Origin of the sequence: Vibrio kagoshimensis (assembly GCF_050337535.1) — a bacterium.
Classification (GTDB): Bacteria; Pseudomonadota; Gammaproteobacteria; order Enterobacterales; family Vibrionaceae; genus Vibrio; species Vibrio gallaecicus.
Window position 1 is genome coordinate 77,272 of the sequence record NZ_JAKJSZ010000008.1, and the last position, 21,280, is coordinate 98,551.

Sequence of the window (21,280 nt, forward strand, 5' to 3'; positions counted from 1 at the left end):
AAACTGGTAGATATGTAAATATCTGGTATGTCGTACTATTAAAGAAAAATATCCTTTTCAAAAAAGGACTGAAATTAAAAAGAACATACCTGAATAACAAAGGTTAACCTCTGGATTTTATATTAATTAATTCATTACAGAATTTTTTCCATGAAAAACGTAACGCCGATATTTTAGAGACATAGCTCTTATCATACTTATAAAGCTTTTCATTTTTTATTTTTATTAGAACAGATGTGATACCACTTTCTCCCAACTTCATAATTGGAAATCCATAATTATCATCTTTAATAATTTGTGTTATTGCAGTGTTCGAAATACTCGAATCAAAGCCAATAACTTTTGTGCCACAGCAAAGAGATTCAATCAAAACCTGACCAAAACCTTCATAATATGTTGGTAGTATTGTAAAATCAGCCTGACTATACAGTTCACTTAGTTCATCTTTAATTTTGGTACCTAAAAAGATAATATTATCATCTTGATATCGAGATTTTAATTCGGTTTCTAATGTTCCAGAACCAACTATATAAAGTCGACAATTAGAATCGCAATTACTTTCAAACGCTGTTAACAATAACTCAACATTCTTACCAGGTTCAAGTCTGCCAACGTATAAAAACTTTACTTTTCCATCACTTTCAAATTTTTTTTCAAATTTAAAAACACTATGATCAACACCAGGCTCTGATATAAAAGCATTCTTTTTATATTTCTTTAGAAACTGATGTTTTATATTCTGGCTAAATGTACACACAGTAACATTTTCATTAGTTACCACTTTGCATTCATAGAACCTATGTATCTTTGATACTATTTGATATTTTAAATATAAAAGAGGCTTGTCTCTAAATCTAATATCGTTCAAAACCCCTTTATAAAAATCTTCCATGACTGCAGGAGGGATATATACATGATTTTTAAAATTAAGTATTACTCCAGCAAAAGCAAATAAAGGATGGCGGCTTATAAAAAATAAATCATTGTTAAAGTTCCTATTAATATATAACACAGCGTACAATAAAGATGCTATTTCTCCGGAAAGTAAATATTTTAATAAATTATATACACCGGCTCTTTCAATAAAATGATGTTTTTCCTTTATGCTGCATATTTCTGGCTTCGAGAAAGAGACCGTTTCACAGTCTATCCCCATATCACTTAGAGATGATGTGATGTTTTTAATACTATTTTCTATCCCACCAATACCAGGATAAAACATCGAGGAGATTAAAATTTTATTCATCATTTACTCCCTAATATACCTTTCACAAACTTCATCAATTGAAATCTAAAGAAAGTTGTTGCATGGTTTTCTTTACCACTGAATTCGTTTTCTTCAATCCTTTTATAGCAAGCTATAATTGATTCATACTCTGAATCATCCAGCATATTAGGACTGTGGGTTTTTAACTTTGAAATCGATGCAATGACCCAAGCGTCAGACCTAGGGTAAAAGTTACGATCAAGTGGAGTACCTTCATTATTTAAAACAGGATAAAAGTAATCACTTTCAAACGCCTTATCCATAATCCAATTTTTAATGTCAAAGGCTGCATTACTATATTTATCATTACCATAGTATTCAAATGCATCTAAAAATGCGGCTATACATGATGAATAACCCCATAAATGAACTTGATTGTCAAACTGGTTATTATTCAAATATGGTATAACAACCCCACTTTCATATAGAGTGTATATTGTTTGCCAAAATCCTTCACATATTTTTAATGCAGTTTCATCACCAGTATACTTATACGACAAGTAGTGCATTTCTGCCTGCTGTGCTAAGTGATAAAAATCAACTTTCTCTCGGTCTTCAGGTAAAGTATTTTCATGTGGATCATTATATCTAATATACCCACCCAAATTATTAAACTCTAACTTATCGAATAAATAGCGGTTGAGCCTTTCTGATAAACTATATAACCTGTTATCATTAGTAATTTTAGCCCACATTGCTATTGAAGCTAGAGCAAATGATGTACCATTATACACAGCTATATCACGTGTACTGTATGGACCATAAGGAATATAACTTCTATCTTTATCTACCTTTTCTTCATTACTAACAATCCAGTTAATCCCTTTATCAATAGCTTTTTTTGTTTGTGTATCTTGCGTTATTTCGAATGCTCGTATTAAAGCTACAACTGATAATGTTTCTGGTGCTGTTGACTCACCTTTACGATGATAGTACCCAAAATAGAAATCATAGCCGATATCAAAACCACCATCCTTTCTTTGAATAGATATTAAGTTATCAACACAAATATTAACTCTTTTTAGGTTATCATCACTTTTATCGCTATGGTAAATATTAATTGCAAACATTAATACTTCATAAAGAGTTTGTGAGCAATTCTTTACATAAATTACTGGGAAAGTTTTTTTATAAATTTCTTTTGCAATTTTTCTTATTTTAAACATCTTTCTTTACCGTGCAGGGAATACCTGCTGCTAAAACATTTACTGGAATATCATGGGTTACTACTGAATTAGCCCCAATCAAACTTCCATCTCCTATTGTTACACCAGCAACTACGGTGACTTTAGCAGCTAGCCAAACTCCATAGCCGACCCTAACTTTCCCTTGCTCGCCTTGAGCAAATCTGAAGCTCCCTCTCTCCTTACCGTGATTCCCAGCTACGATTGTTACATAAGGACCAAGCATAACCTGATCACTGAATTCAACGCCTTCACGAAGACCATGAATCCAAGAACCATAGCCTATATATACGTCATCGCCAATTTCAATATTACGTAAACCTTGTAATTGAACGTTTCTATCAACCTGAAAATTCTTACCTATTTTTTTACAAAAAGGGCGATAAATCCACCCTCTAATTCGGTGGCAACGAGGAGTTTGAGGTAATATATCACAAAGTGTAGCGTAAATTTTAATTAATATTTCTATTATGTTCCACATATATTTTCTTCTTTAAATTAATTATAAAAATAAGCATCATAACTACTGAAATTTCAACATATATATTTTCATTTAATACAATACAGGTAATAAGTGATATGGTATTTAAAAAATAGAATAAAAAATATGAATTACCCTTCACTTGAGATATTACAGTAATTCTTTTGAGTAAAACCAATTGCCCTATAAATCCAGAAATGCATTTTATTAGTAGCAAGTCTCTCAACTCAATTGATTCATTAAAAAAGATATAAATTAACAATAAAATTAAGTATGAAGAAAAAATATATAAATTGCACTTAGTTAGATCTTTAACATCACCTAAAAATATAAGGAACTGATTATAAACCACACCTAAAGTCGTCATTGTTACAAAATATACAATTAGATCGATATTATCATATGAAAAATATAGTCTACTATTTAAATCCAAGCCTATATATTTAAAAGGTAGTACAATTAGTATAACTAAAGTAGTAATTGACATATATACTAAGGTGATTTTTCTAAAATATTCATCGCTTACGCGGGTTATCGAAGCTAAAAGCAGTTTAGATGTTTGTGTTTGTGTGTATTTTAGAAAGTTTATTATTTGTATTGCTAAAAAGTAAACACCTAAATATAGGCCACTTTCTTTTGTCGTACTAATTATCCATTGATCTAAAAAAAGAAATAAATACGAGCACAATGCATTAACTGAGTTATAAAAGAAAAACTTTCCGTTATAATACTCATTTTTTATGTTATCGGCACTTGAATTAGAAATAGACAATGTGCTTATTAATTTAAACAATGAAAAACAAACAAAAATTGAAGCAATGATAACGGACATTCTTATAACATTTTCTTGCCAGCCAACTATAACAAGAAATAATGATATAGTAATCGAGACAACATTACACTTTTCAATTACAATAGCTAAGTTACTTTTTCCTAATGCATAAAAACCACATGCTATAAAACCGCTAATCATTCCTAATATTGAGATAAATAGATAACTAATTGTTTCTTCTAAGTTATAGCCCCCCCAAATATTGATTCCAATAATAAATAAGGTTGCATTTATTAAAACTCCAAATTTAACCTTATTTATTAGTGCCTTAAAGTTATTAGCAATATCGTTACTTTTCTTTAAATAAACAATATACCCATTATATCCATAGCAAACTACAGTCTGGCCTAAATTAAAAAACATCGCTAATAATGCTATCGATGCCAATATATTACTATGAAATTCCTCTTGAGCTGCTATAAATGAGTTAAAATATGTTAAAAGTGCTATAGCATATGCTATAGCACTTACTTTCAAAAATTTACTTACTTTCATTACTATTCAATGATTTCTTGAAATCGTATATATATTCGAAGCTACATTTTTTCTCTATTAATTCCAAAACCTTATCATGTGGTACAGCTAAAAATGCGATATCAAAGCTATTATCTATCTCATTAGCGACTCGAATTGAGTATTCTGACATTGCTTCCTCTACATCAACTAATGGATCATAAATTGTAACACTTAGACCTAAAGATACCAATTTCAAATACAAATCAAAAACTTTTGTATTCCTTAGATCTGGACAATTCTCTTTAAAAGAAAAACCCAGTATTACAATTTTTTTATTGGTAAATTCTATCTTGTTCTTTACTAATTCTTCAATAAAATCACTTGCTAAATAATCACTCATTCCATTATTTATTTCTCTAGCCGTGCGAATCATATCTGGTATATAACCGATCGAAGATGACTTGTGGAGCATATAATAAGGATCAACGCTGATGCAGTGCCCACCAACCAAGCCAGGATAAAGCTTCATAAAGTTCCATTTTGTCGAAGCAGCATCAATAACCTTTTTAGTATCGATATCTAGCTTTCCAAATATCTGATGCAATTCATTAATCAAAGCAATATTCACATCTCTTTGAATATTCTCAATTAATTTCGAAGCTTCAGCAACCTTAATGCTCGCAGCCTTATGAGTACCTGCAGTTATAACAGAACGATAGAGATTATCCACAAAATTGGTCACTTCTTCAGTAGATCCACTTGTAACCTTATGAATATTTGCCACTCGATGTAATTTATCTCCTGGATTAATTCTTTCTGGAGAATATCCTGCGTAAAAATCTTTATTATACTTTAATCCAGATACCTTTTCTAATTCCGGCACGCACACTTCTTCTGTCGCACCTGGGTATACAGTCGACTCATAAATTACTACATCACCATATTTAATAACTTCACCCAACGCTCTTGAAGCACTTATTAACGGTCCTAAATCTGGTTGATTAGAGGTAGTAATAGGGGTTGGGACTGTAACTATATATACATTACAGTTTTCGATATCTTTAATGTTAGTGCAAAAAGTTATGTGTTCAGAAGCTTTAATTTCATCGGAGGTACACTCCAATGTAGTGTCAATATTATTATTGAGCTCTGTCACTCTTCTTTCATTTAGGTCATACCCAATTGTTTGATATTTTTTTCCAAACTCTAAAGCCAGCGGAAGCCCTACATAGCCAAGACCCACAATTGCAATTTTTGAATCTTCAATTAGCATTGTTATCTCCATAAATTTCTTTTATTACTTCATCAAATTTTTTTGCTTTCTTATCTTTTACAGACAAAGAAGGTTCTGATTCTAGAGGCCACTCTATACCTAACTTAGAATCGTTCCATGCAATAGAGATTTCGGCATCAGGGTTATAATAATCTGTGCACTTGTAAACAAATTCAGCACTATCCCCTGTAACATAAAAACCGTGTGCAAAACCTTCTGGCACCCAAAGCTGTCGCTTATTATCTGCAGAAAGATATTCGCCTACCCACCTTCCAAAGGTCGGCGAACCATTTCGAATATCAACAGCAACATCAAATACTTCCCCTGAAACTACTCGTACTAGCTTCCCCTGAGTGTTTTCTATCTGATAATGCATCCCACGTAAGATTCCTTTCTTAGATTTAGAATGGTTATCTTGTACAAACTGGATAGGTTTACCGGTTACTAGCTCTTCGAATTGTTTTTGATTCCAGGTTTCCATAAAAAAGCCTCGATCATCGCCAAATACGCTTGGCTCTATAATTTTAACATCGGGGATACGAGTATCGATTACTTTCATTGTCTTACCTTGTATATGCTTGAATATTGTTCAGCGCCGCCTTCCAGTTACTCCCCTTAATAGAAAAACCTTGAGTGATTTTCTCTGTACTTAGTCTAGAATTGCTTGGGCGCTTAGCCGGTGTAGGGTATTGGTCGGTGGCAATACTAGTTAAATTCGGTTTTTTATCAAGAAAGCCTTGCTCAAAGGCAATATCAAAAATTGCAGCAGCAAAGTCAAACCAACTCACATGTGGTAAGCCTGAATAGTGGTAAACACCGTACTCAACCGCATCACCCTGAGCGATGCGCTTCGCAATTTCAATCAACACGCTAGCGATATCACCTGCATAGGTTGGTCCACCAAATTGGTCACCGACAATACTCAATGCGTCTCGATTCTCCGCCAAACGCAGCATAGTTTTAACAAAGTTATTGCCATTTTCACCAAATACCCACGCAGTACGGAGGATAATGTATTTGTCACACGCCTCGGCCACTGCAATCTCGCCGGCTAGTTTACTTTCCCCGTAAACGCCTTGCGGGTTGGTGATATCCGTTTCTACATATTCACCTGCTTTGCTGCCTTCAAATACATAATCCGTTGAGATATGTAAAATCGCCGCACCGACACTTTGCGCAGCTTCTGCTAGGTATTTGGGGCCATTACGGTTTATCGCGTAAGAAAGGTCTACTTCTTCTTCAGCCTGATCTACTGCAGTATGTGCCGCTGCATTAATAATGATGCTAGGCTTAAACTCAGCAATCACTGTATTAACTGCTTCTTGACAAGTGATATCAAGATTCTCTCTATCAAGCGCTAACATTGTTATATTTTCATTGTTAGCTAACTGCTGAGTTAAACAGGAACCCACTTGGCCATAACAGCCAGTAATGAGTATTCGCATCACTTTACCACCTTGTTCTGAGTTTCGTTTACTAACCGTGTTAAATATTGACCATACTCGTTTTTCATCATTGGTTTTGCTAACGCTAGAACTTGTTCATCACTCAACCAACCGTTACGCCAAGCGATTTCTTCTAAGCAAGCCACTTTCAACCCTTGAACATTTTCAATAGTTTGAACAAATGAAGAAGCTTCATGCAGACTTTCGTGCGTACCTGTATCCAACCATGCAAAACCACGACCCAATAACTCGACATTCAGCGAACCATCATTGAGGTACATTTCATTTAGCGATGTAATTTCAAGCTCACCACGATGAGATGGCTTCACTTGCTTAGCCATTTCCACCACTCGGTTATCATAGAAATACAAACCGGTTACGGCATAACTGGACTTTGGTGCTTCCGGCTTTTCTTCAATTGAAACAGCCTTCATCTCTTCATCAAATTCAACGACACCAAAACGCTCAGGATCTTTCACTTGGTAACCAAACACAGTCGAGCCCGAATCTCTTGACGCTGCACTTTTTAATGTTTTAGAAAAAGATTGACCATAGAAGATGTTATCACCTAGCACTAAACACACGCTGTCATCACCAATGAATTTTTCACCAATAATAAACGCCTGAGCTAAGCCATCTGGGCTTGGCTGAATCGCGTACTCTAGGTTAATACCAAAATCTGAGCCATCACCAAGCAGGCGCTTAAAACCGGCGTTGTCTTCTGGTGTCGTTATAATCAAAATATCTTTAATGCCAGCGAGCATTAACGTCGAAATAGGGTAAAACACCATTGGCTTATCATAAATTGGCAATAATTGTTTTGATACACCACGGGTCAATGGGTATAGGCGCGTTCCAGAGCCGCCAGCTAATACAATACCTTTCATTATTTTCCCACCTTTGTTTCAACTACTTCTACACCCAAGCGCTCACGCTGGTAGCTACCGTCTTGTACATTTTGACACCATCTTGAGTTATCTAAATACCATTGCACCGTTTTACAAAGACCTGTTTCAAACGTTTCCTCAGGTGTCCAATCTAGCTCACGCTGCATTTTACTCGAATCAATCGCGTAACGGCGGTCGTGACCTGGACGGTCTTGAACATAGGTTATTTGCTCTGCGTATTTGGTATCTTTCGGCACTAGCGAATCTAGGATGTCACAAATAGTGTTAACCACTTCGAGGTTTTTCTTCTCGTTGTGACCACCGATGTTGTAGGTCTCACTTACTTTACCTTCCGTCACCACTTTATAGAGTGCACGCGCGTGATCTTCTACAAATAGCCAGTCACGGATTTGGTCACCTTTTCCGTAAATAGGTAACTCTTTGCCTTCAAGCGCGTTGAGGATAACCAGAGGAATCAGTTTTTCAGGAAAGTGGTAAGGACCGTAGTTGTTCGAGCAGTTGGTTACGATAGTAGGCAAACCGTAAGTACGTAACCATGCACGCACAAGGTGATCGCTCGATGCTTTTGACGCCGAATATGGGCTCGATGGCTCATACGATGTAGTCTCCAAGAACATTGGCAAGTCGGTCCCTTCAGAAACATCATCTGGGTGCGGTAGGTCACCGTAAACTTCATCCGTTGAGATGTGGTGAAAACGAAACTCTGACTTTACACTGTCTTCAAGCGTGTTCCAATACTCTCGAGTTGCTTCTAACAAGGTGTACGTGCCGACAATATTAGTTTCGATAAACGCAGCTGGACCAGTGATTGAACGGTCAACATGTGACTCTGCCGCGAGGTGCATGACGGCATCCGGTTGGTGCTTTTGAAACACTAGATCTAATTCTGTACGATTACAAATATCCACTTGTTCAAATGCATAACGTTCGTTCAAATCTACTTCAGCAAGTGATTCTAGGTTGCCCGCGTATGTGAGTTTATCAACGTTTACAACGCTGTCAGATGTATTATTAATAATATGACGAATGACTGCTGAACCGATAAAGCCAGCACCGCCAGTGACGAGGATCTTCATAGTTTTCTCTTATATTATTTTTTGAACATACTCACGAGCGTGAAGATGCATTTGAATTTTGGAACTTAATCTCAAAAAAATGTCTCAGTCACTTTAAGCCACTGAGACACTTTTTATTCATTTTGAGACAGTCTTATTTCGACCACCCCTTATAAAACCTAAATTTTACTTACTTTCAAAAAAGGAGCCCAATAGGTCCTGCCTTTTATTTCTTATCGCTTGAATATGAGTAATTGTAGTATCCATAACCGTAAGAACTTGATGCTTTTTTCTCAATCGCGTTGAATATCACACCTTTTACTTCTATACCTGATTGCTCAAAACGATTACGAGCCACTTCAATTTCTTTGATAGTATTCTGCCCATAACGAGCGACCATCAAAGTTGTCCCTGCAAATGCGCCCACAATACTCGGATCAGTTACAGCAAGAACAGGTGGGGTATCAACAATAACCAAATCATACTCTTCTGATGCCCATTCTAATAATTGAGCAAAACGAGAATGCATTAATAGTTCTGATGGGTTTGGTGGTACTTGTCCGCGAGTAATAATATCTAAGTTTTCAACAGTTGTTGTTTTTATTACTTTAGAGAATTCATCAGTATTCGATAAAATATCAGACAAACCATTATCCCACTCCATGCCAAAGCTTTGCTGTAAATAACCTTTACGCATATCAGCATCAATCAATAATACTTTTTGTCCTGTTTTAGCGGCAACAGCAGCAAAGTTTGTTGAAATGAACGACTTACCGATACCAGGGGCAGGACCTGATATCATTAGTACATTATTTTTTGCTTCTAACATCGCAAAGTGCAAGCTAGTGCGAAGACCTCTTAAAGCTTCTACAGATAGATCCGCTGGGTTTGATTCAGCAAGTAAACTTTGAGTACCTTTGGTTTTACGACGCTTTACTTTGAAGCGGTTGGTTAGTTCGATCTGCAAATCAGATTTAGGTACTGCGGCATAAACAGGAAGACCAATCTGTTCAATTTGATCCGGGCTTTCAACACCACGGTGAAACGCAGCTTTTACTAATACAAATGCAACACTTAACATCCCGCCAAGTAAAGTTGCTAACACAACAATAAGAGGTTTCTTCGGTTTTACAGCTCGATTGTAAGCTTGAGCATCATCTAGAATACGTACATTGCCAACCGTACCCGCTTTGATAATACTTAACTCTTGAACTTTATTAAGCAGCTGAATATAAATTTGTTGATTTACTTCAACGTCACGTGTCATTCGTAGAACTTCACGCTGAGTCTTCGGTAGCTTTTGAACTTGCTTATTTAAGCGTTCTTTTTCACCAAGTAACGTTTCACGCTTATCAAGTAGTGATTTATAAGCCGGGTGATCTTTCGTAAATCGTTGGCTAATTTCACTTTCTTTAAAAGTAAGTTCATTAAGTTGAGCTTCTAATTCAACCATTACCTTCAAGGTAGACTGTGCTTCTAAGCCTAGATCTATAGATTCATTTTCTTGACGATAGTTATTTAAAACGTCTTCAAAAGTTGTTAACTGGGTCTTAATCCCCGGCAAGTGCCCTTCTAAGAATGACAAACTCTTTTCAGCTTCTGCAGAGTTACGTTTAACATTTTGCAAAAAGTAAATTTGGCTAATATGGTCAAGAATTTCAGATATTAACTGTTTATCCTCGCCCTCAAAGCTTAACTTCAAAATCCCAGTTTGCTTACCTTGTTCAGACAAAGATAGAGCACTCTTGAGCCATTCAATTGCTTCCAACTTACTACGTTTGCCAATTGAAAATTCAAAGCCAGTTTTGGATTCAAAACCAGCAACAAAAATACTGTACTCATCAGAACTGGCTAAACTCCCCACTTTACCTTCAAGAATAACTCTTTCATTGTCACGGATAAGTTGGTAAGTACCTTCATCATGGTCAATAATTTTTATTGTATGAGCATATCCCCCAGCAGAGCCAGGCATGGTAAAGCGGCTTACAGATATACGATTTACATCCGAACTTAAACGAGCAAAACCTTTACCCGCTAATGGCAAGTAGTTAGGTGACGTTACAGTCGTCAAATTAAACTTATCGACAGTCTCCCCTAAAATCATTCGTGACTTTATAATTTCAATTTCTGTCGTCGCCGAAGATTCAGATGAAAAAAGCTCCCCCATATCTCCAACCATTGAAGATATACCACCTGAACTTTTTTCTTCTATTTGAATCAATGCATCAGCTTTATAAATAGGTGTTGAAAGCACAGCAAAGGCTACGCCTCCCACCGTAAATATAAAGGTCGTTATGATAATCCACCATTTAGCATCAAGTAGAATACCAAATAGTTTTCCTAAATCGATTTCATCTGAATTGTCAGCTTGTGATTGATGGGATTGTTGCTTCATCATTAGTTTACAAATTCCTAAAACTTTCGCGTATTATCACTGACGAATATATTGTCGGTGTTCATTTACATTCAGCGTTCAATAGCTAAACACCTATTACGTTCTTCTTATGTACTTTCTTCATGCTACTGCATTTTTACTAGAGTTTTTTAACCCAAGCTTGAGCCGATTCATTAATTAACTTATAAGCATGCTCAAATGCTTCCCGACTTTGTCGGTATGGATCTGGGATATCTTTTTGCCCAACCCATTGACCAAAAAGCATCGCTTTTCCTCGAGCTTCAGGTGATATTTTAGTTAATGCTTCTAAGTGACCTTTTTCCATAACTAAAATCAAATCGTATTTAGCACATAGCTCAGAAGTAAGTTGCTGCGCTTTATGGTTATCTACATTGACACCATTCTCAGCAGCAATTTCAATGGCTGTCTTATCTGCAGGCTTGTCAAGCAAACGGCTACTTTCTGCAGCAATACCAGCTGAAGCAATTTCTTTGTTGGGTAGTAGATTCTGCAAGACTCGCTCACCCGTGGGTGAACGACAAATATTACCTACGCAAACTACTAAAATTTTATTAAACATCAGCTCTTCCAATCATATAAATAAGGCCACATTTCTGCAGCCCTATCATTTATTTATAGCCTATGGCCAATTTCTAATACGCAGTACACCTTCAGTCAGCTCATTAAACCCAGTAATGGTTGGTACTAACTGACCAATCACACGATTCCAGCGAGTAATTGGAGCTGCTGTCACGTATACAATATCATAGGGTTTTAGGTCAAATTCTGTGCCAATAACCAAAGCTGAAGCATCTTGAATGTTCAGCTGATAAATGTCGGCCATACGCTCAGATTTATTATCAGACGTTCGAATCACAAACACACCAGTGGCATCTGCAGAGAGTTGATTAATACCGCCAACATTGCTTAGAGCTTCTGTCAAGCTCATGCCCACACGATCCATTTTCAGAAGTTGAGGCTCATTGACCTCACCCATAACAAACACTTTCTGATTATCGTTACGTGGTACATGAATGATATCTCCCGCCTGTAACAAACGGTTTTGAGTTAAATCACCACGTTGCATCAAGGCGTAGAGCGAAATATTTTCTTCGACACCATTTCGAGTAAGCGACACATTTCGCCAATCAGCATCTTCGCCTAAACCACCAGACCGGTTAACCGCATCTAGTAGAGTTAAAGGTATATTGGTAATCGCTTGCTGACCAGGATTACCGACTTCACCTGTGATGTATGTTTTCTTTGAACGGAATGCAGCAACGTTAACATCAACTTGCGGGCTTTCAATAAACTTAGCTAAGCGACTAGATAGTTCTGAGCGAATCTCACGGACTGTTTTTCCTGCAACTTCTACCGTTCCAATATAAGGATAAAAGATAGTACCGTCGGCATGAACCCAGTTACCCGCCTCTGCCGAACTACGGTAAGAGCCTGCAGGAATCGTTAATTCTGGATGGTCCCAAATGGTCACATTCAAAATATCACCAACCCCAACCTTGTACTCATATTTCGCTATTTCAATATCTAAGTCAGCATTCGCACGAGATACAACAGGTAAAATGTTTTGATAATTTGAAACAGTTTGAGCAGAAAGAGGATATAAATTTACGATATCTGACACGTCAGATTCTTGTTGTAACTCTTCAGGAGCAATAACATTTTTGTTATCAGTTGAAAGATATGCTCCAGGGGTAGTACAACCTGCAAGTAGGACAGGAAGAAGAGCAAAGAGAAGCCGATTTTTCTTAATTTTCATATTAACCAAATCATATAATGTGTAATCACTGTCAAGTGATTTTAACCAATGCTATTAGCTATGCACTTATAACAAACCAACAATGAAGCCTAGCTTTACATTGAAGACTAGCTTTCATCAGGCACAGCGGTATTAGTATTCTGTATGGTTAGTGTCAATTGGATACGCTACCGCCCATTGATACAACGCGACATCACACTACGCAAGCTAATCTTTTCACTGTTAGGGCTATGATTTTATTAGCCTAAAGTGTTGTCAAATTGAACTAATGATTAAATATGAATTTAATCCGCACGTATTATCCACATTTTATGTAGCCATATCAACCTAGTTTCAAATTCAAAGTAGCCTCGATTTACTAACAATAAACTGAATAACAGAAAGCTATTTGTAGTCTATATCGCTACGAATAACATCCGAGTATCTGTAAAAAAGCTTTATAGATCATCCTATAAAGCTTTTTTACATAACAATTATCAATGCGACATGACTATCGATAAAATAGGGTTAACTATACGCAGCGACTAGCACTTAATCATAAACTACTTAACTGAACTTGGTCTTTGGAACCATGTTGAGCGAGCATCTGTTTGATTGAACAACTCATATTGCTTATTCAGCATTTGACCGCCATCACGAGTTATCGGCAACCAAGTAAATCCTGCACGGCTTGCACTTGGTTTCACTGTCAATAAATCAAATGGTATTGAGATGTAAAAGCCCTTGGTGTAACTTCCTTCTCCATAATCTTCAGTGCTCATATCCGTTAAACTGACAAAAGCACCTGCAATAACACCACTTTTAAATTGTTTCGAAAAATCAATACGCGTACCGATATCTCCAGCTAAGAATTTACCGACGCCAACTTTTAATAAAGTGCTCTCTAGGAATTGCCATTGAGGCATGTAATAACCCGTAACAAATCCAGTAGTGCCCCTGTCTATCACTTTATAATAGCGACCGTCGTCGTCGTGATATTGCAGCTCTGCGTCAAATGTCGCAAACCAACTTTCAGGGTCTCTCTGGCTAATCAGGTTTGCATCAACCCCCACAGCCCAATTGCTATTGAGTGGTCTGTATAAAACCTCACCACCTACACCTGCAAACATACTTTCGAGATACCCAGCATAGGCTTGGCTATAAATACCAGAACCATAGTCTTCGAACCAAGTTAGCTGTAGGCTGTCTAAACGTACAGGATCTTCTACATATGAACGGAACATTGTGCGAACTCTTGGAGTTTGTGCTGTGCCGTCCTCAGGTACTGTATAGTTAAATTGGTCATAATTATCGAATAAGTTAACGTACAAGGAACCAGAAAATTCAACATTGTCTAGAGCCCAAAATGAGGCGTTTGTATATAAACCAAAACTATAGAGATAAAAATCCTCTGCCGAGCCAAAAGATTGGGCTAAGTGAGGAGAGACCGACACCTCAAACCTTTCCCTAGCGTCATAATGGTTCACAGCTTGATTGCTTTCTAGTTCATGTAAAATAGATGCATCTGCAACTTCCGCATTGATGTAGTGTTCATAGGCAACCGCTTTAAACTGCTTCGAGTCGATACGGGTTTCCGTTAACTCTACCGAGCTCTCCGTCTCGACAATTTTATACGTATCAATGTAAGTCGGTACATGATTGGCAATTACAGTAGCACCACGCTCCAATGCAATACCTCTGTCTCGGTATTTAACTTGCTTACCTTTGACTATAAACGTATCACCATCAACTAACAGCTGAGTTTGTTCATATCCAGCAACAGTCTCTAATTCTTCAGCAAGCTTAGCCATATCAACATCTTCAATCGAAGATGCTTCTGTTGGGCGAAGTGTTTCTACTTTGCTGTCACGCCAGATAGACTTAATCTCATTAAAGTTGGTATTTAAGTTGAAACCTAAAGTAAGAGTATCACCACGTTCATAACTGACTTTAGCAACACCCCAATCATCCAGTCGGTATATCACACCAAAATTCCACGGAGTATGCTGAGTCATATCCCCTCCCCCAACTCTTACAGGGAAATCTTGTCTATAATCGTTACTGTCGTATTCAATTTTTAAAGTGAAGGGCTTATAAATAGTTTGATATTCAAGCCCGCCATAAATTGCAGTATCACCTTTAAACCAACGTTCAAAATCAATGCTACCTCCGTTTCCTTTGAAATCAGACTGACGATCACAATACTTATCACTCGCTTTACAGAAAGGGTTAGTAATATTGCCACTTTGCCCCATGTAACCCCACCCCATACCTAGAGTGAAATCAACCGGACCAAAACGTTTCGTGCCCGCAACAAATTCACCATCAAATAGACCTGTTCCGCCAAAATCGCGAACACCAGCTGAGACTTCAGGTAGGTAATAGCTTTCTTCAATCAAACGTATTTTAAAATCAATTCCTTTATCAGCATATTTGTTACATCCACTAAACGTGTTATCTGAACAATCACCCGTTCCAGAACCGCTATAAAGCACATCCTGAACCTGAGTATAACGAACCGTTGCTTCCAACCACGGCATTAACTGCAAACTTGCACTGTAAAAATAATATTCATCATTAAATGAAGCACCAAAATTAAATTCGCCTTCTGGAGCCATGCGCCCTGTTGGCATTTGCATTAGGCCGACACCACCAAAATTCATTTGAGATGTCTTTAGTTCAGGGTGCTCAAATGGGTTCGATTCCGCATTAGCCGAAAAACTGTTCGTCATCAAAAGTGCGCTAATAACGGAAAAGCTGAGTATTGATAAGGAAAACGATGGATGAGAGTACATTACAAGTTCACCTTATTGCGTAGTAGTTCAGCGATATCTTGATTAAGAGATGAGTGTGATGATGGTAACGAGCCAAAGCCAATAAATATCATTGCGCCTGGAGCTAAATAAGTTGGTGAATTATTCCAGTAAGCATAAGGTGCTTTTTTAACGTGCCCATCAGGTTGGATAACATAAAAAAAGCTATCATCAGCGCTAGTATCAAGTGCTCCTTGTGGTATTAACTGGAGGTAATCACTTATAGAACCATGCTCAATAAGTGGGAGGCTCAAGACATCATCAAGCACACCTATAATCTGTAAATTTTCAGGGCGTTGTTCTAAATAAAGGGAAAAGTGTAAAGATGCTTTCAAATTTTCCACGTGGTCTCGTCCAATTAGCATTGGATTTTTACCAAGCTGAGAAATCACAACATTACGGTCTAAATTAATAAACTGCCTAGGTGCAAACTCAAACTTCGACAATTGCTCTTTCATCTGCAGGGCTTCGGGATTTATAGACGCATATTCAGTAAGCAGGTCGAATACTTTTTCTTTCTTGTCTTGAAATGAAGACGGTTTTGACAAGTCAAATAACTGAGCAGAAAGAGGGAAATAATCTCCAGCACCCTGTGCTAGAACATCACTCAAAACCTGATCGAGTCGAACGGGTTGAGGGTAAGATAAAGTTATCCCCTGCTTTGGAAGGTCAACAGTTAGTTTTTGATGTCCCATTAACGTATCTATTAGTGCATTTGATGCATGACTCATAGAAATAGAAGCTAACATGAGAAATGTATAAAATAAGCTTCTTACAATCGATACTGAATGTTTCATTGTATTGTCCATAATAACGGGTTTAATGACCTTTAAAGTCTTTTAAAATTGTTAGCTCTAATTGAGTCATACTAGGTCCAATTGATTGTATGGTTTTAACAACCCTACCATTTGAATCCACCCAATATATATTTTCAATTTCGGCATCTAAAGCAGGAAAGCTAACGGTTTCAATATATTTTTTTGTCTCAATCGAAGTGATCGGAGTCGTGACTACGTCTGAACCAATATAGCTACGTACTATGTCTGCTGTATATCCAAATCGGTATTCTGGTTGCCAATCATAACTGCTTTGCCACTGTTGTGATTTCGGGTTAGCTGACAAATCAAAATTTGGGGCATTATTCTCGATCGAGACTAGGTTTTCGTAAGGCAATAACAAAGTTTGAACAACACGACCGTTTTCAGTGGTGACCATAGCCCTATCTGAAGACATCCATTTCAATTGCTGTACTTGAGTTTTCGGATTAGCTTCAGCATATGCTAAAACCATAAATATCTTACCCTGCTCATTAATTTCTGCGAACATGCTTGAGTAAGGCAAATCCTGAATATAGCTTGTGGTTATTTGAACATCATCACTGCCATATATAGCTTCATAAGCGGTTGCATTTATATCTTTAAATCTCTGAGAGCAGCCAAACAAAGTAAAGCTGAGTATCAATAGGGTAAAAATTTTCATCAAACCTATACCTGTAATTCACGGGAAAAAATAAACTGCCACTAAAAAAAAACCATTCTCACTGTAAGCAAGAATGGTTTTCAATAGAATTCACTACTGCATTAACAACTAATTAGTTAGTGTTTGTTGCAGTTGTTGTTGTTGCTGTGCTGTCATTCGCAGCTACTGCTACTGCTGCACCTACAGCTACTGCACCTACAGCTACTGCTGCTGTTGCTGCTGTACCAGCTGCTGCACCACCTGCTGCTGCGCCACCTGCTGCTGCACCAGTAGTAGAAGCTGCTGGAGCTGCTGCTTCTACTGCTGCGAAAGCACCACTTGAAAAGCTAACAGCTAGTGCTGCTACTAAAGCAATCTTTTTCATAATCTTTCCCATTTATATAAACGTTTATAGTTAGGAGCTAAACCGTTAATAGTAGCCCCTTTTGGTTGTTCAGCTTAAACAACCAAGTGATTATGATAGGTAAAGTTCTTGATCAAGTAAATGCATAAATACTGAACACACAAAGTTTTTATAAGCAACAGCTTGCGAGAAGAAAATATTTATTGAGGTTTAAAGCCCTTGTACAAGCTTTCCCACTTAGCTAATACTTGCCTTTTTAAGACGGCTATACCTTTTACTCTATCGACAAACGCCTTCTTCTGTATTCTATTAAGCATTCTAGCTATACTCTCGCCCTATACTTTCAGTTCAACTAACGAAAAGAGTTTCAGACATGCAAGATTTGGTACCATTTGTTCAAGAAAATATGATTTTAGCCATTGTGTGGATTGGCTTAGTTGCAGCTATTATCATGAACACCGTTAAAACATCTACCGCCGCTTATAAAGAGATTACTGCAGCACAGACAACTCAGTTAATGAACCGTGAAAACGGCATTGTGGTTGATATTCGAACAAAAGATGAATTTAGAAAAGGTCACATTACTGACGCACTTCACATTTTGCCATCAGAGATTCAAGCAAATAACTTGGGAAGCCTTGAAAGCCATAAAGCAGACCCAATCATTGTGGTATGTAAGACAGGTCAAACTGCTCAAGCAAGTGCTAACTTATTAGCAAAAGCTGGATTTGAAAATGTAAGCTTGCTAAAAAATGGGTTAGTCGCTTGGAGCGAAGCAAACCTGCCATTAGTAAAAGGCAAAAAATAGTTACCAAGGTTTGGTTACCCATTAAATACAAAATAGATGGGATCATGTAACGAAACCTCAAAGTTAAATTTTTAAGGATTAAGAAAATGGCTGAAGCAGCACAACAAGACGCACAACAAAACTTCGCAATTCAACGTATCTTTCTAAAAGACGTATCTTTCGAAGCGCCTAACTCACCAGACATGTTCCAAAAAGAGTGGAATCCAGATGTTAAACTGGATCTTGATACTCAAAGCCGTGAGCTTGGTGAAGGTGTTTACGAAGTAATCCTTCGTCTTACTGTTACTGTTAAAAACGCTGACGACACAGCTTTCCTTTGTGAAGTTCAACAAGGCGGTATTTTCACAGCAGGCGCAATGGAAGCTGGTCAACTAGCACATTGCCTAGGCGCGTTCTGCCCGAACATTCTTTTCCCTTATGCTCGTGAGACTATCTCAAGCTTAGTAGTTAAAGGTACGTTCCCACAATTGAACCTTGCACCAGTAAACTTTGATGCATTGTTCATGAACTACCTACAAAACCAAGCTCAACAAGCAGAAGGTGAGCAAGCTTAATATTAGCTAGCTTTCAAAATTTGTTATTCAAATAAGCTGTTATATAAATAAGTTGCGCCTCCGCCTTCTGAAAATATATAGCAAATTAAAATGCACAAAGCGTCTTAACATCTAGATGCGATGTGCATTTTTTATTTATACTCAGTAACACTCTTCTCGTTTCTTAATCACTTTCAGGTGGAAGCATGACAAATACAACTCCCCGAGATGACTCTACAAAAACTAGCGCAGCGACCAACGCTTATGGTCAAGAGATAGCCATGACAGTGATCGGTGCCGGATCTTACGGAACATCTTTGGCTATCTCCTTAGCTCGTAACGGAGCTAATGTTGTATTGTGGGGACACGATCCAAAACACATGGCACAGCTTGATGAAGATCGTGCTAACCATGAGTTCTTACCTGGCATTGATTTCCCAGAAAGCCTAATTATCGAATCAGATCTTGAGAAAGCCGTTTCATCTAGCCGTGATTTATTAATCGTAGTTCCAAGCCACGTATTTGGTCTAGTTCTAAACAGCGTAAAACCTTTCCTTACAAGCGAATCACGTATTTGTTGGGCAACCAAAGGGTTAGAACCTGAAACTGGGCGCCTTTTAAAAGACGTTGCCAACGACATGCTGGGTGATAAATATTCTTTAGCCGTTCTTTCCGGACCAACATTTGCCAAAGAACTCGCAATGGGCATGCCTACCGCAATTTCTGTCGCTTCCCCTGATGACCAATTTGTTGAAGATCTCCAAGAAAAGATCCACTGCAGTAAAACATTCCGTGTTTATGCAAACTCTGACTTTACGGGGATGCAATTAGGCGGAGCCGTTAAGAATGTCATCGCCATAGGTGCAGGCATGTCTGACGGAATTGGCTTCGGTGCTAACGCTCGTACTGCACTGATTACTCGCGGATTAGCTGAAATGACTCGCTTAGGCGTTGCTCTTGGGGCTCAACCAGAGACTTTCATGGGTATGGCTGGCTTAGGTGATTTGGTACTGACTTGTACTGACAACCAATCTCGTAATCGCCGTTTTGGTTTAGCGTTAGGCTCAGGTAAAGATGTCGACACTGCTCAAGAAGAAATTGGGCAAGTGGTAGAAGGCTATAGAAATACAAAAGAAGTCTGGTTACTTTCTGAAAGAATGGGCGTGGAAATGCCTATTGTTGAACAAATTTATCAAGTATTGTATCAAGGGAAAGATGCTCGATTAGCGGCACAAGATTTACTTGCGCGTGATAAAAAATCAGAGCGTTAATTTTAAAGATATATGCGATTGACTTAAACTTAATACATCAGCAATAAAGACGGCGTAGTTTCGACTAATAATGGATGATGGTCAGATCTAGGAAATAATGATGAAACATTGTGAACAACAAAAAGTATGGCAGTGCATTGTCCGTGAAGCTCGTAAGCAATCAGAGCAAGAACCTATGCTTGCTAGCTTTTATCACGCCACGATCATAAATCATGAAAGCCTAGGTGCTGCGCTAAGTTATATTCTTGCTAATAAATTAAAAACAGCCTCAATGCCAGCAATGGCAGTAAGAGAAGTGGTTGAGCAAGCATTCGCACAAGATCAAAGTATTATTGATGCGGCGGCATGTGACATCTGCGCGACGGTAATGCGCGACCCTGCAGTAGAAATGTATTCAATGCCATTACTGTACTTGAAAGGCTATCACGCTTTGCAAGGTTACCGCGTTGCCAACTGGTTATGGAAGCAAGGTCGAATTGCATTAGCGACCTATCTGCAAAATCAAATATCAGTGGCTTGCCAAGTAGATATCCACCCGGCCGCTCGTATTGGTAAAGCCATCATGCTCGACCATGCCACAGGAATTGTGATCGGTGAAACGGCTGTTGTCGAAAATGACGTCTCTATTTTGCAAGACGTGACATTAGGCGGAACAGGAAAAGAAGGCGGCGACCGTCACCCTAAAATTCGTGAAGGTGTAATGATTGGAGCTGGGGCTAAGATCCTAGGCAACATCGAAGTCGGTGAAGGCGCAAAGATTGGCTCCTGCTCAGTAGTACTTCAGCCAGTCCCACCTCATACAACGGTAGCCGGTGTTCCTGCAAAAATTGTTGGTAAGCCTAAAACGGACAAGCCATCACTCGATATGGATCAAGCTTTTAACGGTCGTTCGCAAAATTTCATTTATGGTGATGGCATCTAAGCGCAATGAGTATTTTGTAATGAGAGACACCAATAGCACTTTGCTTAACTCTTTCACTG

Annotated in this window: 20 protein-coding genes; 4 read left to right on the forward strand and 16 right to left on the reverse strand. The window is 37.9% G+C overall.

Annotated features, from left to right (window positions below; translation table 11 throughout):
- Positions 1-103: 103 nt before the first annotated feature.
- From L4C37_RS09115 to L4C37_RS09190, 16 genes are all read right to left on the reverse strand, one after another.
- Entirely contained in the window at positions 104-1,246 is a 1,143-nt protein-coding gene (locus tag L4C37_RS09115) for a glycosyltransferase family 4 protein (RefSeq protein WP_429768387.1), read from the reverse strand.
- Complete coding sequence (locus L4C37_RS09120) at positions 1,246-2,433, reverse strand: prenyltransferase/squalene oxidase repeat-containing protein (RefSeq protein WP_429768388.1); 1,188 nt, start codon at positions 2,431-2,433, stop codon at positions 1,246-1,248. The genes L4C37_RS09115 and L4C37_RS09120 overlap by 1 nt, the downstream gene beginning before the upstream one ends.
- Entirely contained in the window at positions 2,426-2,932 is a 507-nt protein-coding gene (locus L4C37_RS09125) for an acyltransferase (protein WP_171737648.1), read from the reverse strand. The genes L4C37_RS09120 and L4C37_RS09125 overlap by 8 nt, the downstream gene beginning before the upstream one ends.
- Positions 2,904-4,259, reverse strand: a complete 1,356-nt coding sequence (locus L4C37_RS09130; RefSeq protein ID WP_429768389.1) for a hypothetical protein — start codon at positions 4,257-4,259, stop codon at positions 2,904-2,906. Before L4C37_RS09130 ends, L4C37_RS09125 begins: the two co-directional genes overlap by 29 nt.
- Positions 4,246-5,493 carry a nucleotide sugar dehydrogenase gene (locus L4C37_RS09135; RefSeq protein ID WP_171734574.1) on the reverse strand — a complete coding sequence of 416 codons (1,248 nt, stop codon included), beginning with the start codon at positions 5,491-5,493 and terminating at the stop codon, positions 4,246-4,248. The genes L4C37_RS09130 and L4C37_RS09135 overlap by 14 nt, the downstream gene beginning before the upstream one ends.
- Positions 5,483-6,052 carry a dTDP-4-dehydrorhamnose 3,5-epimerase gene (gene rfbC, locus L4C37_RS09140; protein WP_171734575.1) on the reverse strand — a complete coding sequence of 190 codons (570 nt, stop codon included), beginning with the start codon at positions 6,050-6,052 and terminating at the stop codon, positions 5,483-5,485. Before rfbC ends, L4C37_RS09135 begins: the two co-directional genes overlap by 11 nt.
- A gap of 4 nt (positions 6,053-6,056) precedes the next feature.
- Complete coding sequence (gene rfbD / locus L4C37_RS09145; RefSeq protein ID WP_429768391.1) at positions 6,057-6,938, reverse strand: dTDP-4-dehydrorhamnose reductase; 882 nt, start codon at positions 6,936-6,938, stop codon at positions 6,057-6,059.
- Positions 6,938-7,825 carry a glucose-1-phosphate thymidylyltransferase RfbA gene (gene rfbA, locus L4C37_RS09150; protein ID WP_429768393.1) on the reverse strand — a complete coding sequence of 296 codons (888 nt, stop codon included), beginning with the start codon at positions 7,823-7,825 and terminating at the stop codon, positions 6,938-6,940. The genes rfbD and rfbA overlap by 1 nt, the downstream gene beginning before the upstream one ends.
- Positions 7,825-8,922: a dTDP-glucose 4,6-dehydratase gene (gene rfbB / locus L4C37_RS09155; RefSeq protein WP_429768394.1), complete on the reverse strand. Its 1,098-nt coding sequence runs from the start codon at positions 8,920-8,922 to the stop codon at positions 7,825-7,827. Before rfbB ends, rfbA begins: the two co-directional genes overlap by 1 nt.
- Positions 8,923-9,127: 205 nt before the next feature.
- On the reverse strand, positions 9,128-11,299 hold the full coding sequence (locus L4C37_RS09160) for a polysaccharide biosynthesis tyrosine autokinase (RefSeq protein WP_429768395.1): 2,172 nt from the start codon (positions 11,297-11,299) through the stop codon (positions 9,128-9,130).
- A gap of 136 nt (positions 11,300-11,435) precedes the next feature.
- Positions 11,436-11,876, reverse strand: a complete 441-nt coding sequence (locus tag L4C37_RS09165) for a low molecular weight protein-tyrosine-phosphatase (protein ID WP_171734580.1) — start codon at positions 11,874-11,876, stop codon at positions 11,436-11,438.
- Positions 11,877-11,936: 60 nt separating this feature from the next.
- Complete coding sequence (locus L4C37_RS09170; protein ID WP_429768396.1) at positions 11,937-13,073, reverse strand: polysaccharide export protein; 1,137 nt, start codon at positions 13,071-13,073, stop codon at positions 11,937-11,939.
- A 542-nt stretch (positions 13,074-13,615) separates the two neighbouring features.
- Positions 13,616-15,847, reverse strand: a complete 2,232-nt coding sequence (locus tag L4C37_RS09175; RefSeq protein WP_429768397.1) for a YjbH domain-containing protein — start codon at positions 15,845-15,847, stop codon at positions 13,616-13,618.
- On the reverse strand, positions 15,847-16,662 hold the full coding sequence (locus L4C37_RS09180) for a capsule biosynthesis GfcC family protein (RefSeq protein WP_429768398.1): 816 nt from the start codon (positions 16,660-16,662) through the stop codon (positions 15,847-15,849). Before L4C37_RS09180 ends, L4C37_RS09175 begins: the two co-directional genes overlap by 1 nt.
- A gap of 22 nt (positions 16,663-16,684) precedes the next feature.
- Positions 16,685-17,344 (reverse strand): YjbF family lipoprotein, encoded by a 660-nt coding sequence (locus L4C37_RS09185; protein ID WP_429768399.1) that lies wholly within the window; start codon positions 17,342-17,344, stop codon positions 16,685-16,687.
- Between the two features lie 112 nt (positions 17,345-17,456).
- Positions 17,457-17,708, reverse strand: a complete 252-nt coding sequence (locus L4C37_RS09190; RefSeq protein ID WP_429768400.1) for a hypothetical protein — start codon at positions 17,706-17,708, stop codon at positions 17,457-17,459.
- A gap of 352 nt (positions 17,709-18,060) precedes the next feature.
- Between L4C37_RS09190 and L4C37_RS09195 the strand changes: the two genes are divergently transcribed.
- The 4 genes from L4C37_RS09195 to cysE all read left to right on the forward strand — a co-directional run bounded on the left by L4C37_RS09195 (position 18,061) and on the right by cysE (position 21,221).
- Positions 18,061-18,495 carry a rhodanese-like domain-containing protein gene (locus L4C37_RS09195; RefSeq protein ID WP_171734585.1) on the forward strand — a complete coding sequence of 145 codons (435 nt, stop codon included), beginning with the start codon at positions 18,061-18,063 and terminating at the stop codon, positions 18,493-18,495.
- A gap of 86 nt (positions 18,496-18,581) precedes the next feature.
- Positions 18,582-19,049, forward strand: coding sequence for a protein-export chaperone SecB (gene secB, locus L4C37_RS09200; protein ID WP_429768402.1), 468 nt, complete (start codon positions 18,582-18,584; stop codon positions 19,047-19,049).
- A gap of 185 nt (positions 19,050-19,234) precedes the next feature.
- A complete protein-coding gene (gene gpsA, locus L4C37_RS09205) occupies positions 19,235-20,299 on the forward strand; it encodes an NAD(P)H-dependent glycerol-3-phosphate dehydrogenase (RefSeq protein WP_429768403.1) in 1,065 nt (354 codons plus the stop codon).
- 100 nt (positions 20,300-20,399) lie between these two features.
- Complete coding sequence (cysE, locus tag L4C37_RS09210) at positions 20,400-21,221, forward strand: serine O-acetyltransferase (protein ID WP_137374129.1); 822 nt, start codon at positions 20,400-20,402, stop codon at positions 21,219-21,221.
- Positions 21,222-21,280: the final 59 nt, after the last annotated feature.

Excerpts from the sequence above, each read along its gene's own strand:
- L4C37_RS09115 (WP_429768387.1), bottom strand. The coding sequence starts at position 1,246 with ATGAATAAAATTTTAATCTCCTCGATGTTTTATCCTGGTATTGGTGGG.
- L4C37_RS09120 (WP_429768388.1), bottom strand. The coding sequence starts at position 2,433 with ATGTTTAAAATAAGAAAAATTGCAAAAGAAATTTATAAAAAAACTTTC.
- L4C37_RS09125 (WP_171737648.1), bottom strand. The coding sequence starts at position 2,932 with ATGTGGAACATAATAGAAATATTAATTAAAATTTACGCTACACTTTGT.
- L4C37_RS09130 (WP_429768389.1), bottom strand. The coding sequence starts at position 4,259 with ATGAAAGTAAGTAAATTTTTGAAAGTAAGTGCTATAGCATATGCTATA.
- L4C37_RS09135 (WP_171734574.1), bottom strand. The coding sequence starts at position 5,493 with ATGCTAATTGAAGATTCAAAAATTGCAATTGTGGGTCTTGGCTATGTA.
- rfbC (WP_171734575.1), bottom strand. The coding sequence starts at position 6,052 with ATGAAAGTAATCGATACTCGTATCCCCGATGTTAAAATTATAGAGCCA.
- rfbD (WP_429768391.1), bottom strand. The coding sequence starts at position 6,938 with ATGCGAATACTCATTACTGGCTGTTATGGCCAAGTGGGTTCCTGTTTA.
- rfbA (WP_429768393.1), bottom strand. The coding sequence starts at position 7,825 with ATGAAAGGTATTGTATTAGCTGGCGGCTCTGGAACGCGCCTATACCCA.
- rfbB (WP_429768394.1), bottom strand. The coding sequence starts at position 8,922 with ATGAAGATCCTCGTCACTGGCGGTGCTGGCTTTATCGGTTCAGCAGTC.
- L4C37_RS09160 (WP_429768395.1), bottom strand. The coding sequence starts at position 11,299 with ATGATGAAGCAACAATCCCATCAATCACAAGCTGACAATTCAGATGAA.
- L4C37_RS09165 (WP_171734580.1), bottom strand. The coding sequence starts at position 11,876 with ATGTTTAATAAAATTTTAGTAGTTTGCGTAGGTAATATTTGTCGTTCA.
- L4C37_RS09170 (WP_429768396.1), bottom strand. The coding sequence starts at position 13,073 with ATGAAAATTAAGAAAAATCGGCTTCTCTTTGCTCTTCTTCCTGTCCTA.
- L4C37_RS09175 (WP_429768397.1), bottom strand. The coding sequence starts at position 15,847 with ATGTACTCTCATCCATCGTTTTCCTTATCAATACTCAGCTTTTCCGTT.
- L4C37_RS09180 (WP_429768398.1), bottom strand. The coding sequence starts at position 16,662 with ATGAAACATTCAGTATCGATTGTAAGAAGCTTATTTTATACATTTCTC.
- L4C37_RS09185 (WP_429768399.1), bottom strand. The coding sequence starts at position 17,344 with ATGAAAATTTTTACCCTATTGATACTCAGCTTTACTTTGTTTGGCTGC.
- L4C37_RS09190 (WP_429768400.1), bottom strand. The coding sequence starts at position 17,708 with ATGAAAAAGATTGCTTTAGTAGCAGCACTAGCTGTTAGCTTTTCAAGT.
- L4C37_RS09195 (WP_171734585.1), top strand. The coding sequence starts at position 18,061 with ATGCAAGATTTGGTACCATTTGTTCAAGAAAATATGATTTTAGCCATT.
- secB (WP_429768402.1), top strand. The coding sequence starts at position 18,582 with ATGGCTGAAGCAGCACAACAAGACGCACAACAAAACTTCGCAATTCAA.
- gpsA (WP_429768403.1), top strand. The coding sequence starts at position 19,235 with ATGACAAATACAACTCCCCGAGATGACTCTACAAAAACTAGCGCAGCG.
- cysE (WP_137374129.1), top strand. The coding sequence starts at position 20,400 with ATGAAACATTGTGAACAACAAAAAGTATGGCAGTGCATTGTCCGTGAA.